Annotated in this window: 11 protein-coding genes and 1 pseudogene; 9 read left to right on the forward strand and 3 right to left on the reverse strand. The window is 58.7% G+C overall.

Going from position 1 to position 12,601, the window contains the following annotated elements; all coding sequences use genetic code 11:
- Positions 1–22: 22 nt before the first annotated feature.
- Positions 23–1,558 (reverse strand): AAA family ATPase, encoded by a 1,536-nt coding sequence (locus tag ACCD02_RS17220; RefSeq protein ID WP_413304123.1) that lies wholly within the window; start codon positions 1,556–1,558, stop codon positions 23–25.
- A 128-nt stretch (positions 1,559–1,686) separates the two neighbouring features.
- Here ACCD02_RS17220 and mrcB point away from each other — a divergent pair, with 128 nt between their 5' ends.
- From mrcB to ACCD02_RS17235, 3 genes are read left to right on the forward strand one after another with little or no spacing between them, the layout of a single operon-like run.
- Entirely contained in the window at positions 1,687–4,008 is a 2,322-nt protein-coding gene (gene mrcB / locus ACCD02_RS17225) for a penicillin-binding protein 1B (RefSeq protein WP_413304126.1), read from the forward strand.
- Positions 4,009–4,024: 16 nt separating this feature from the next.
- Positions 4,025–4,798, forward strand: a complete 774-nt coding sequence (locus ACCD02_RS17230) for a hypothetical protein (RefSeq protein WP_413304129.1) — start codon at positions 4,025–4,027, stop codon at positions 4,796–4,798.
- Complete coding sequence (locus tag ACCD02_RS17235; protein ID WP_413304132.1) at positions 4,798–5,124, forward strand: YqcC family protein; 327 nt, start codon at positions 4,798–4,800, stop codon at positions 5,122–5,124. Before ACCD02_RS17230 ends, ACCD02_RS17235 begins: the two co-directional genes overlap by 1 nt.
- 123 nt (positions 5,125–5,247) lie before the next feature.
- On the opposite strand, the gene ACCD02_RS17240 is transcribed toward ACCD02_RS17235, so the two are convergent.
- Positions 5,248–5,685, reverse strand: a complete 438-nt coding sequence (locus tag ACCD02_RS17240; protein WP_413304134.1) for a DUF4124 domain-containing protein — start codon at positions 5,683–5,685, stop codon at positions 5,248–5,250.
- A 401-nt stretch (positions 5,686–6,086) separates the two neighbouring features.
- Here ACCD02_RS17240 and ACCD02_RS17245 point away from each other — a divergent pair, with 401 nt between their 5' ends.
- From ACCD02_RS17245 to msrQ, 6 genes are all read left to right on the forward strand, one after another.
- Positions 6,087–7,811, forward strand: coding sequence for an acetolactate synthase 3 large subunit (locus ACCD02_RS17245; protein WP_413304137.1), 1,725 nt, complete (start codon positions 6,087–6,089; stop codon positions 7,809–7,811).
- 2 nt (positions 7,812–7,813) lie between these two features.
- Positions 7,814–8,305, forward strand: a complete 492-nt coding sequence (gene ilvN / locus ACCD02_RS17250; RefSeq protein WP_032625001.1) for an acetolactate synthase small subunit — start codon at positions 7,814–7,816, stop codon at positions 8,303–8,305.
- Between the two features lie 46 nt (positions 8,306–8,351).
- Positions 8,352–9,368: a ketol-acid reductoisomerase gene (ilvC, locus tag ACCD02_RS17255; protein WP_259106813.1), complete on the forward strand. Its 1,017-nt coding sequence runs from the start codon at positions 8,352–8,354 to the stop codon at positions 9,366–9,368.
- A 146-nt stretch (positions 9,369–9,514) separates the two neighbouring features.
- Positions 9,515–10,366, forward strand: coding sequence for a CDP-diacylglycerol--serine O-phosphatidyltransferase (gene pssA / locus ACCD02_RS17260; protein WP_413304141.1), 852 nt, complete (start codon positions 9,515–9,517; stop codon positions 10,364–10,366).
- Between the two features lie 131 nt (positions 10,367–10,497).
- Entirely contained in the window at positions 10,498–11,511 is a 1,014-nt protein-coding gene (gene msrP / locus ACCD02_RS17265) for a protein-methionine-sulfoxide reductase catalytic subunit MsrP (protein ID WP_413304144.1), read from the forward strand.
- Positions 11,511–12,143: a protein-methionine-sulfoxide reductase heme-binding subunit MsrQ gene (gene msrQ, locus ACCD02_RS17270; RefSeq protein ID WP_413304147.1), complete on the forward strand. Its 633-nt coding sequence runs from the start codon at positions 11,511–11,513 to the stop codon at positions 12,141–12,143. The genes msrP and msrQ overlap by 1 nt, the downstream gene beginning before the upstream one ends.
- 177 nt (positions 12,144–12,320) lie before the next feature.
- On the opposite strand, the pseudogene ACCD02_RS17275 reads toward msrQ, so the two are convergent.
- Positions 12,321–12,601 (reverse strand): annotated as a pseudogene (locus tag ACCD02_RS17275) (hypothetical protein); the annotation flags it as partial.

Below are 12,601 nucleotides of genomic sequence, written 5' to 3' on the forward strand. Positions count from 1 at the left end.
GCTAAACGGCTTGAACATTCGTTTAAAGGCCTGGCAAACGTTGGCGGATGCCAGAGACGAGGTTATCCATATCCTCGCCTTTATGGGTTTCGACCCGCTTGCTGCAGAGAATTTCTTCGGCCGTCAGCGGCTCGCGATTGGCTTGCTGGGCCTTGATGACTTCCAGCGTAGCGTCGGATGGATCGACGTTCTCTGCCTGGCGCTCGCTGAGCCAGGTCTCGATGACGGCCTGGGGGGCTTCGCAGTCGAGGATCAGGAACGGCGCCCCCTTGGTTTCGGCAACCTTGGCCGCCGCTGCGCGCTGTTCGCGCTTGAGGTAGGTGGCGTCGATCACCACCGGGAAACCGGCGTGCAGCACGGTCGCCGCCAGTTCATGCAGGCGCTGGTAGGTCGCCGCGCTGACGTTGGCGTCGTAGAGGTCGCTGCTTTGGCTGAACAGGCGCTTGCGCTCGACATCCGAACGCAGGCGAATCGCGCCCAGGGACTCGACCAGACGCATGGCTACATGGCTTTTGCCCACGGCCGAGACACCATGGGTGATGACCAGAAAACGCGAAGGAATGGCGCTGTAGCTTTCCGCCAGGTTGGCGTAATTGCGGTACTGGCGCATGGTGGTGCCGCGTTGTACGGCGTCGGCGTCAGCGGGCAGGCCGAACAGGGCAACCTTGGCCCGGACCAGGGCACGGTAGGCCTTGTAGAAATTCAACACTTCCAGGCCCTGATAGTCGCCGGTCAGCTCCAGGTACTGGCTGATCAGGCGCCGCGACAGCGACTTGAGACCGCGGTCTTCCAGGTCCATGGCCAGAAAGCCGATATCGGCGTAAACGTCGGTCTTGCGGAACGGTTCGTTGAATTCGATGCAGTCGAAAATGACCACTTTGCCGTCGATCAAGGTGGCGTTGCCCAGGTGAATATCACCGTGGCATTCGCGGATGAAGCCTTGGGCCTTGCGCTCGCTCAGCAACGGCTTGAGACGTTCGAAGCTCGACTCGGCCCAGGCTTGTAGGGCGTCGAGTTGAGTCAGGTCGGATTTTTCGCTGAGGAAAGGACGAATCTGCTCAAAGTTCTGTAGGACCGGAGCCATCACGCTGTCAGGCGAACCCAGTTCGGTCTCTGCCCCAACTTGTGGTGCGTGGATATGGAACTCTGCTATCTGTTTTGCCATCTCATCGATCTGGGAAACCGTGAGTTCGCCGTTGGCCTGCAAAGTGCTCAGCAACCCGTCCTGCGGGAACTGACGCATTTTCAGGGCGTATTCGATGACTTCGCCTTCGCCACCCAGTTGCGGCGCTTCGGCGCTGCCGGTGATTGGCAGGACTTCCAGATAAAGATCCTGGGTCAGGCGTTGGTTCAGACGCAGCTCTTCATTACAGAAGTGCTTGCGCGATGCCAGGGTCGTGAAGTCGAGGAAACCGAAGTTGACCGGTTTCTTGAATTTGTAGACATAGGGCCCCGTGAGCAAAACCCACGAAATGTGCGTCTCGATGACCTGGAAGCCTTCTACCGGATGCGGGAAGAGGGCCGGGTTCTGCAGGGCTGCAATCAGTGACTGGCTCACGGACGATCCTTAAAGGCTGTTGTTCAAATGTAGTTACTCAGGCTGGCATTATGGCTGCTTGAGTCACCGCTGCAAACCGCCTTCCAGGCGCCTGTCGATCACCTCTAAAGTGCGTATAATCCGCGGCCATGACCCGATCCCGTACCCCCCGCAACAAAAAGAAACCGCCTTCCAACCGCCTGCGCAGCCTGCTGGGCTGGGCGTTGAAGCTCAGCCTTGTCGGTCTTGTGATCCTCGGTTGCTTCGCGGTTTATCTCGATTCCATCGTTCAGGAAAAGTTTTCCGGCAAGCGCTGGACCATTCCGGCCAAGGTCTATGCCCGGCCGCTGGAGCTGTTCGTCGGCCAGAAGCTGACCCGCGACGATTTCCTTACCGAGCTCGATGCCCTGGGTTATCGACGCGAGGCGGTTGCCAATGGCCCCGGTGCTGCCGCAGTCAACGGCAATACCGTGGATCTGAACACCCGCGGCTTCCAGTTCTATGAAGGGACTGATCCGGCGCAGCAGATTCGCGTGCGCTTCTCGGCCGACTCCGTGGCCGAGCTGAGTTCCGGTGCCGGCGCCAAGCTGGCCGTGGCGCGTCTCGAGCCGCTGTTGATCGGCGGGCTGTATCCGAAGAATCTTGAAGACCGCATCCTGATCAAGCTCGATCAGGTGCCGCCTTATCTGCTCGATACCCTGGTTACGGTCGAGGACCGCGACTTTTATCACCACTGGGGCGTGTCACCCAAGTCCATTGCGCGGGCCTTTCTGGTCAACGCTTCGGCCGGGCAAATGCGTCAGGGCGGCAGTACCCTGACCCAACAGTTGGTGAAGAACTTCTATCTGACCAACGAGCGCAGCCTCAGCCGCAAGCTCACGGAAGTCATGATGGCGATGCTGCTGGAGTTGCATTACAGCAAGCAGGAAATCCTCGAGGCGTACCTCAACGAGGTGTTTATCGGTCAGGACGGCCAGCGCGCCGTGCATGGCTTCGGTCTGGCCAGCCAGTATTTCTTCAGCCAGCCATTGTCCGAGCTGAAGCTGCATCAGGTGGCGTTGCTGGTGGCGATGGTCAAGGGACCGTCGTACTACAACCCGCGACGCAATCCTGATCGCGCCCTTGAGCGGCGCAACCTGGTGCTTGATCTGCTGGAGCAGCAAGGTGTCGCTACCGCTGATGTGGTCGCCGCCGCGAAAAAAATGCCACTGGGTGTGTCCAAGACCGGCAGCCTGGCGGACAGCTCGTTCCCCGGCTTCCTTGATCTGGTCAAACGCCAGTTGCGCGAGGATTACCGCGACGAAGACTTGACCGAGGAAGGTCTGCGCATTTTCACCAGCTTCGATCCGATCCTGCAGATGAAAGCCGAAGCTTCGATGAACGATACGTTCAAGAAGCTGGCCGGGCGCAAGGGCGCCGAGGATGTGGAAGCGGCGATGGTCATCACCAACCCGGAAACCGGTGAGGTGCAGGGGCTGCTGGGCAGCCGTCAGGCCGGATTCGCCGGGTTCAACCGGGCGCTCGATGCCGTGCGGCCGATCGGCTCGCTGGTCAAGCCGTCTATTTATCTGACTGCGCTGGAACGTCCGAGCCAGTACACCCTGACCAGTTGGGTGGTGGATGCGCCGTTCGAGGTCAAGGGTGCGGACGGGCAGATATGGAAGCCGCAGAACTTCGAGCATCGCGCCTTCGGCAATATTTTCCTGTATCAGGGGCTGGCGCATTCCTACAACCTCACCACGGCCAGGCTCGGGATGGATCTGGGCTTGCCGAATGTGTTCAAGACGCTGGCCAAGCTCGGTGTCAATCGCGAATGGCCGCAATACCCGTCGATGTTGTTGGGTGCAGGCGGTCTGAGCCCGATGGAAGTGGCGACCATGTACCAGACCATCGCCAACGGTGGCTTCAATACGCCAATGCGGGCGATCCGCAGCGTACTGACCGCTGAAGGCGAGCCGCTCAAACGCTATCCGTTCCAGGTCGAGCAGCGTTTTGATCCGGGGGCCATTTATCTGGTGCAGAACGCCATGCAGCGGGTGCTGCGCGAGGGTACCGGCAAGTCGGTCTATAACGTCATTCCGGGCAACGTCAATCTGGCGGGCAAGACCGGTACCAGTAACGACTCCCGTGACAGCTGGTTCGCCGGTTTCGGCCAGGATCTGCTGGCGGTCGTATGGATTGGTCGCGACGATAATGGTCAGACACCCTTTACCGGCGCCACGGGTGCCTTGCAGGTCTGGACCTCCTTCATGCGCAAGGCCAACCCGCAGTCGCTGGAGATGCAGGTGCCGGACAATATCACCAAGGTCTGGATCAATTCCCAGACCGGGCAGGGTTCCGATGTGAACTGCCCGAATGCCGTACAGATGCCGTATATTCGCGGCAGTGAGCCAGCACCCGGCGCTGCCTGCGGTGGCAGCTCGGCCCCGGCCGACTCGGTGATGGATTGGGTCAAGGGCTGGTTGAATTAAGTGAAGAGGGTGTGACGTGAACAAGTGTTGGATTCCTGTTTTAAGCGCCCTGGCGTTGCTGACCGGCTGTGCCAGTGTGCAGCCCGGCTCGATTCCGGTGGTCGATGCAAGCTCTCGGGTGTCGAACAGCGAGCGTGTTTCGGCGCAGAAGACTGGCGGTTATCGCCAGACCACGACCCAGGTTCGTCAGCAGGCGCAAGCCGTGCCGCAGGACTCGGGGGTAACGGTCATGGTGCCGGGCGGCAACGGCGCGCCTGTTCAGGCTTTCGTGCCACCAGCCGATACGGCGCCGATCAGCGTCGATAACGCGCCGCTCAATACGACATCGCCTTCCATGGCGCAGCCGCAGACGACTTATAGCGCGCAACCGCCGGTCAATACCGCCTACAACACACCGCCGGTTCCAGTGGTGCCAACGGGCATACCTTCAAGCAGTACGGGAGGTGGCTTGTCGGCTGACGAGCAGTTGGATGGCCCGGTGCTCGCACTGCTGACAACCGCTCAGCAGCAGCAGAACGGTGGCGATCTCAATGGCGCGTCGTCGAGTCTGGAGCGCGCCCAACGCGTTGCCCCGCGTGAGCCGCAGGTGCTGTACCGCCTGGCCCAGGTGCGTCTGGCCCAAGGTGATGCAGCCCAGGCCGAGCAGCTTGCCCGTCGCGGCCTGACCTACGCCAATGGCCGTGCCAGCCTGCAGGCCAGCCTGTGGGAATTGATCGCGCAGTCCCGTGAGAAGCAGGGCGACGCCTCGGGCGCAGCCCTGGCTCGCCAGAAAGCCAAGGTCGGTGCTTGATGGATCGGCGGTTTCCCGAAGTGGCTGATCAATTGTTGCTGATTGAACGCGAGCTTCGTGTACTGGGGTGGTGGAGCGATCTGCCACCCAGCGCCGAAGCCCTGGCCAGTGTCGAGCCGTTCAGCGTCGATACCCTGGACTTTCACCAGTGGCTGCAGTGGATTTTCCTGCCGCGGATGAAACAGATCCTCGAGCATGACCTGCCATTGCCCAATGCCTCGGGCATCCTGGAAATGGCCGAGATGGTCTATGCCGGTCGGCAGGACACTGCACCGTTGCAGGCGTCTCTGGCGCGTTTCGACCGACTGATTGCCCAGGCTGTCTAAAAGCGCTAACGGCTGAATTGAAGTGCGATTCTTTTAGGTGCTGCCGAAGGCTGCGAAAACGGGGTGTCTGACAGACCCATTCGCAGCTTTCGGCAGCTCCTACAGTCACCACGTTCAGATCGGCTAATCCTTACAGGACTCATCCAGCGACTTCTGCGTCTGGGTGAGTTGCTGCTGGCGCTCTTCTTCGGTCATGCGCCGCACCTCTGACCCCACCTGCAAGCGTACCCGCGAGTTGATCTGCAACTGCGCAAGATTGGTGCGCAGGGTTTCGCAGATTTCCTTGCGTTTGGCTTCCTGCTCGGCCACCTGCTTCCTGACCTTGTCATCGATGGCCTTCTGGCTGGCGGCAGGATCCGGCGCCGGTTTTGCCACGGTGGCGGGCGCAGGCGGCGGCGGTGGCGGTTTCTGCACGTCGATCTGCTGAACCTGCTGACCGGCCGGCGGCTGGGCGTCGAAGTGCGTAACGCCCTGGGCATCGACCCATTTATAGATTTGTGCGGCCTGGCTGGCGGTGCTCAGTGCCAGCGTCAATGCGGCCACGAGAATCTTGCAACCCATGGATCTTCCTTAGATGTATGTGCGCAGGCAACCTACCACAAGCACGTCCCGGCGACCTCATTCAGTGCGTTTTCAGGCACATGCACAGAATAAAACTGAACGATGACTTGACTTGGCGTGGCCTAATCACAACAATTCAAAGTTCGCTGTGGAAGGACTGCCAGAAGCAGGCCATCTCGGTAGATCATGAGGCGCACATCCGCGCCGACCTGTTACACCCGCAACGCGTTACCTCGCGCTGGGTGGGAAAGCCCCGCAACACTCAGGGGTCATCCCAATACTTGCTCAGTCAGTGCTGACGTAGTCGGCGACCACCGTCGCTCATGCTCTGCTTGGCAGTAAACCTATTAAGACCCGTTCTCGTTTGTGGACGGTATTCTGGCGTTTTAGAGGTGAACAACGTGGAGCTCTTATCCGGCGCTGAAATGGTCGTCCGCTTTTTGCGTGACGAAGGCGTTAAGCATATCTACGGGTACCCAGGTGGTGCCCTCCTGCATATTTACGATGCGCTGTTCAAAGAACCTGCCGTGAGCCACATCCTTGTGCGCCATGAACAGGCTGCCACGCACATGGCCGACGGTTATGCGCGCGCTACCGGCAAAGCCGGCGTGGTACTGGTGACGTCCGGTCCCGGTGCGACCAACGCCATCACCGGTATTGCCACTGCCTACATGGACTCCATTCCGATGGTCGTCCTGTCCGGTCAGGTTCCTAGCACGCTGGTGGGTACCGATGCTTTCCAGGAAACCGACATGATCGGTATCTCCCGGCCGATCGTGAAACACAGCTTCATGATCAAGCATCCGTCGGAAATCCCGGAAGTCCTGAAAAAGGCTTTCTATCTGGCGCAGTCCGGTCGTCCCGGTCCGGTCGTGGTCGATATCCCGAAAGACATGACCAACCCGGCTGAAAAGTTCGAGTACGTGTTCCCCAAGAAAGCCAAGCTGCGTTCCTACAGCCCGGCCGTTCGTGGGCACTCGGGTCAGATCCGCAAAGCCGTCGAGATGCTCCTGGCCGCCAAGCGTCCGATCATCTATGCCGGTGGTGGCGTGGTCATGGGCAACGGTTCGGAGCAACTGACCGAACTGGGCAAACTGCTCAACGCGCCGGTCACCAACACGCTGATGGGACTGGGTGCCTATCCGGGTACTGATCGTCAATTCGTCGGCATGCTCGGTATGCATGGCAGCTACACCGCCAACCTGGCGATGCACCACGCCGACGTGATCCTGGCCGTGGGCGCGCGCTTCGATGACCGTGTCATCAACGGCCCGAGCAAGTTCTGCCCGAACGCCAAGGTCATTCATGTCGATATCGACCCGGCTTCGATTTCCAAGACCATCAAGGCAGACGTGCCTATCGTGGGTCCGGTTGAAAGCGTGCTGACTGAAATGGTCGCCACCTTCAAGGAAATCGGCGAGACCCCGAACAAGGAGTCCGTTGCCAGCTGGTGGAAGCAGATCGACGAGTGGCGTGGCGAGCGCGACCTGTTCCCGTACAACCACGGCGATGGCAGTGTCATCAAGCCGCAGAAAGTCATCGAGACCCTGCACGAAGTGACCAAGGGTGATGCCTACGTCACCTCCGACGTCGGTCAACACCAGATGTTCGCGGCGCAGTACTACCGGTTCGACAAGCCTAACCGCTGGATCAACTCCGGTGGCCTGGGCACCATGGGCTTCGGTTTCCCGGCGGCCATGGGCGTCAAGCTGAGCTTCCCGGATGCCGACGTCGCCTGTGTGACCGGCGAAGGCAGTATCCAGATGAACATTCAGGAACTGTCGACCTGCCTGCAGTACGACTTGCCGGTGAAGATCATCCTGCTCAACAACGGCGTGCTTGGCATGGTCCGTCAATGGCAGGACATGAGCTACAGCGGTCGCCACTCGCACTCCTACATGGAGTCGCTGCCTGACTTCGTGAAGCTGGTCGAGGCTTATGGCCATGTCGGCATGAAGATCACTGATCTGAAAGACTTGAAGCCGAAGATGGAAGAAGCATTCGCCATGAAGGATCGGTTGGTGTTCATCGACATTCAGGTCGATGTCTCCGAGCATGTCTACCCGATGCAGATCCGGGACGGCGCCATGCGCGATATGTGGCTGAGCAAGACGGAGCGGACTTAATCATGCGGCATATCATTTCGCTACTGCTGGAAAACGAACCGGGCGCACTGTCTCGCGTAGTCGGCCTGTTTTCCCAACGCAACTACAACATCGAAAGCCTGACCGTGGCGCCGACCGAAGACCCGACTCTGTCGCGTCTGACGCTGACCACTGTCGGCCATGATGAAGTGATCGAGCAGATCACCAAGAACCTCAACAAGCTGGTTGAAGTGGTCAAGCTGGTCGACCTGTCGGAGAGTGCTCACATCGAGCGCGAACTGATGCTGATCAAGGTCAAGGCCACCGGCGCCCAGCGCGCCGAGATCAAGCGCACCACGGATATATTCCGTGGGCAGATCGTCGATGTTTCGGCCAGCGTCTATACCGTGCAACTGACCGGCACAAGCGACAAGCTGGACAGCTTCATTCAGGCCATCGGCACCGCCGCTATCCTTGAAACAGTACGCAGTGGCGTGACGGGCATTGCCCGTGGCGACAAAGTGCTGAGCATCTAACTCATTTAGCAAATGGCCTGAACGGCCAAGATAACAGGGGAATTTCATGAAAGTTTATTACGACAAAGACTGCGACCTTTCGATCATCCAGGGCAAGAAAGTTGCCATCATCGGTTACGGTTCCCAGGGCCACGCTCAAGCGTGCAACCTGAAAGACTCCGGCGTTGATGTCACTGTTGGCCTGCGCAAAGGTTCGGCTACTGTCGCCAAGGCTGAAGCTCACGGCTTGAAAGTGACTGATGTTGCTACCGCCGTTGCTGCTGCTGACCTGGTCATGATCCTGACCCCGGACGAGTTCCAGTCCGCTCTGTACAAGAACGAAGTCGAGCCTAACCTGAAGAAGGGCGCAACCCTGGCCTTCTCCCACGGCTTCGCTATTCACTACAACCAGGTCGTGCCGCGCGCTGACCTGGACGTGATCATGATCGCCCCTAAGGCGCCAGGTCACACCGTACGTACCGAGTTCGTCAAGGGCGGCGGTATCCCTGACCTGATCGCTGTTTACCAGGACGCTTCCGGCAACGCCAAGAACGTTGCCCTGTCTTACGCTTCTGGCGTGGGCGGCGGCCGTACCGGCATCATCGAAACCACCTTCAAGGACGAGACTGAAACCGACCTGTTCGGCGAACAAGCCGTTCTGTGCGGCGGTACCGTCGAGCTGGTCAAAGCCGGTTTCGAAACCCTGGTTGAAGCTGGCTACGCGCCAGAAATGGCCTACTTCGAGTGCCTGCACGAACTGAAGCTGATCGTTGACCTCATGTACGAAGGCGGCATCGCCAACATGAACTACTCGATCTCCAACAACGCCGAATACGGCGAGTACGTGACCGGCCCTGAAGTCATCAACGCCGAATCCCGTCAGGCCATGCGCAACGCTCTGAAACGCATCCAGGACGGCGAATACGCGAAGATGTTCATCAGCGAAGGCGCTACCGGCTACCCATCGATGACCGCCAAGCGTCGCAACAACGCTGCTCACGGCATCGAAATCATCGGCGAGCAACTGCGTTCGATGATGCCTTGGATCGCGGCGAACAAAATCGTCGACAAAGCCAAGAACTAATCGGCTTTGGCTTCACGAAGAACGCGACCCACGGGTCGCGTTTTTTCGTTATGGGGGTATCTGGTATAAGCTGCAACGATCGCCGTGGCGAATTATCGTCGACGGTCCATGTCGAAATTTTCCAGAACTGCTGCAAGGTAAAGTCAATGAGCGAACGTCCTGAAGAGCCAACCAAGGCCTCTGACGCCGAAAGCCTGCTACCAATCGATGAACATATAGAAGAAGGTCACGATGCCGAGGGACGTAAAGTCCGGCACCGCGGCATTTATCTGCTGCCCAACCTGTTCACTACGGCCAATCTGTTTGCCGGCTTCTACTCCATCATCAGCTCCATGAGTGCGCAGAGTGCGTTGAAAGCCGGCAATCTGGCAGCGGCGAGCAACTACTTCTCCGTTGCTGCTGCCGCCATTTTCATCGCGATGGTGCTCGATGGCCTGGATGGTCGTGTGGCGCGCATGACCAATACGCAAAGTGCATTCGGTGCAGAGTACGATTCGCTGTCCGACATGGTCGCCTTTGGCGTGGCTCCGGCGCTGCTGGCCTTTGGCTGGGCACTGGGGGATATCGGCAAGGTCGGCTGGATGGTCGCCTTTATCTATGTCGCCGGTGCGGCGTTGCGTCTGGCGCGCTTCAATACCCAGGTCGGCAAGAGCGACAAGCGTTACTTCATAGGCCTGGCCAGCCCGGCAGCCGCAGGAGTGGTGGCCGGTACGGTGTGGGCATTCGCCGATCACGGTTTCGAGGGTTCAAGCTGGTCGTTCCTGGTCGCCCTCCTGGTTGCTGCGGCCGGTATGCTGATGGTCAGCAACATCAAGTACAACAGCTTCAAGGAACTCGACCTGCGCGGGCGTGTGCCCTTCGTGGCGATCCTTGTAGTGGTGCTGGTGTTTGCCGTCGTTTTCAGCGATCCGCCGCGCATCCTGCTGCTGATTTTCCTCGGTTATGCCGCATCCGGTCCGATCCAGTTTCTGTTGCATCGCGGGAAAAAGCCGCAGTAAGCCCGATTACGGCTGCTCCCCGCCGGGCAGCCGTTATAAAAACGTTATGTTTGGGCTAAAGCAATCGCTCAGGATTGTCCTCATACTCCACGCCAGACGATGCGTAAATTCCTCATCGCTGTGGAGTCCTCATGCTGATCAAATTACCGCGTACGTCCGCCTGCAAAGAGTCGGACGTCACCCCTGAAGGGTTTTATCTCTCCCGTCGTGCGCTATTGGGTGGATCTCTGGCCGGTCTGGCCGTGGGTGCTTTGCCGGGTGTTGCCATGGCGGCCGATCCTTCCCGTTACCCGGATGTGGAGCCAGGCAATGCGCCCGCCTGGCTCAACGAAAAACTCACCTCTACCCAGTGGCAGGCGGTCAACGTCAAGAACGAAGCGGTGACGCCGTTCAAGGATGCGACCCACTACAACAACTTCTACGAATTCGGCACCGAGAAAACCGATCCGGCGAAAAACGCTGGAGCGTTCAAGACCGAGCCGTGGAAGGTTGTTGTCGATGGTGAGGTCGGCAAGCCGGGCAGCTATGCCCTGGAAGACTTCATGAAGCCGTACCAGTTGGAAGAGCGGATCTACCGTCTGCGTTGCGTCGAGGCCTGGTCGATGGTGATTCCCTGGATCGGCTTCCCGATCTCGGCGTTGCTCAAGCAGGTCGAGCCGACCTCCAAGGCCAGGTACATCCGTTTCGAAACCCTGCAGGATCCCAAGAGCATGCCGGGACAGCGTTCCGATTTTGCCCTGATCGACTGGCCTTATGTCGAAGGCCTGCGTCTGGATGAGGCGATGAACCCGCTGGCCATTCTTGCCGTGGGTATGTATGGCCGGGAACTGGCCAATCAGAACGGTGCGCCGTTGCGTCTGGTGGTGCCGTGGAAGTATGGCTTCAAGAGTGTGAAATCGATTGTCCGTATCAGTCTGGTCAGCGAGCAGCCGAAAACAACTTGGCAGAGTATCGCGGCCAACGAGTACGGGTTTTACGCCAACGTAAACCCGACGGTCGACCACCCGCGCTGGACCCAGGCCCATGAGCGCCGTCTGCCGGGCAGCCTGTTCAGCCCGAATATCCGCCAGACTGAGATGTTCAATGGTTATGGGGAGGAGGTTGCCTCCTTATATGCGGGCATGGATCTGCGGAAGAACTACTGATGCGCTATTGGCTGTGGCGGTTAAGTGTTTTCGTTGCTGCGTGCGCTGTTCCGGCTCACTGGCTGTATCAGGCCTGGATCTTCGCTCTCGGGCCTGATCCGGGAAAGGTATTGGTCGACCGCTTGGGGCTTGGCACTCTGGTATTGCTGCTGATTACGCTGGCGATGACGCCATTGCAGCGTGTGAGCGGGTGGCCGGGGTTCATATCCGTCCGCCGTCAGCTCGGGTTGTGGTGCTTTACCTACGTGCTCCTGCATATGCTGGCGTACAGCTTCTTTATCCTGGGCTTCGATTGGGGGCAATTGGGCGTCGAGCTGGTCAAGCGTCCGTACATCATTGTCGGCGCTTTGGGCTTTGTCGGTTTGTTGATGCTGGCGGTGACATCCAACCGTTATAGCCAGCGCCGCCTTGGCAGTCGCTGGAAGAAGTTGCACCGCTTGGTCTACGTGATTCTCGGGCTCGGTTTGCTGCATATGCTCTGGATTGTCAGGGCGGACCTGAAGGAATGGGCGGTCTATGCGTCTATAGGTGTAGTGCTGCTGGGATTGCGAGTGCCCTTTATTGCTCAGCGTCTGAAGCGCACAAAGGCAGGCGCTAGCGGCAAGTTGCAAGCTACAAGCCAGAAGCAGTAAGAGGGCGTTCCCGACTCTTGCTGCTTGTAGCCAGAAACTTGAAGCTTCCTGAAATAATCGCTTGACGCCCCTCAGAATCTATCTATAATTCGCCCCACTTCCGGCGCAGACGAAACGGAAAACTTCTTGATAATCAAGCAGTTAACCGAAGTAAGCAGCGAGGAAGGGTTTCGGTTTTCAAGGTGAATTCGGAAGCGGTGAAAAAGGTGGTTGACAGCAGGTTGTAACGCTGTAGAATTCGCCTCCCGCTAACGTGAGACGCCAAGTCAAACGAAGCGCAAGTGGTTGAAGTTGCAAAGGAAACTTTGAAAACTTCTGAAAATAACCGCTTGACAGATACAGAGGACGCTGTAGAATGCGCGCCTCGGTTGAGACGAAAGGATCAACCAACCGCTCTTTAACAACTGAATCAAGCAATTCGTGTGGGTGCTTGCGCTGTAAGACTGAAGTCAACTGAT

The organism is Pseudomonas sp. Pseusp88, from assembly GCF_047303955.1.
GTDB lineage: Bacteria > Pseudomonadota > Gammaproteobacteria > Pseudomonadales > Pseudomonadaceae > Aquipseudomonas.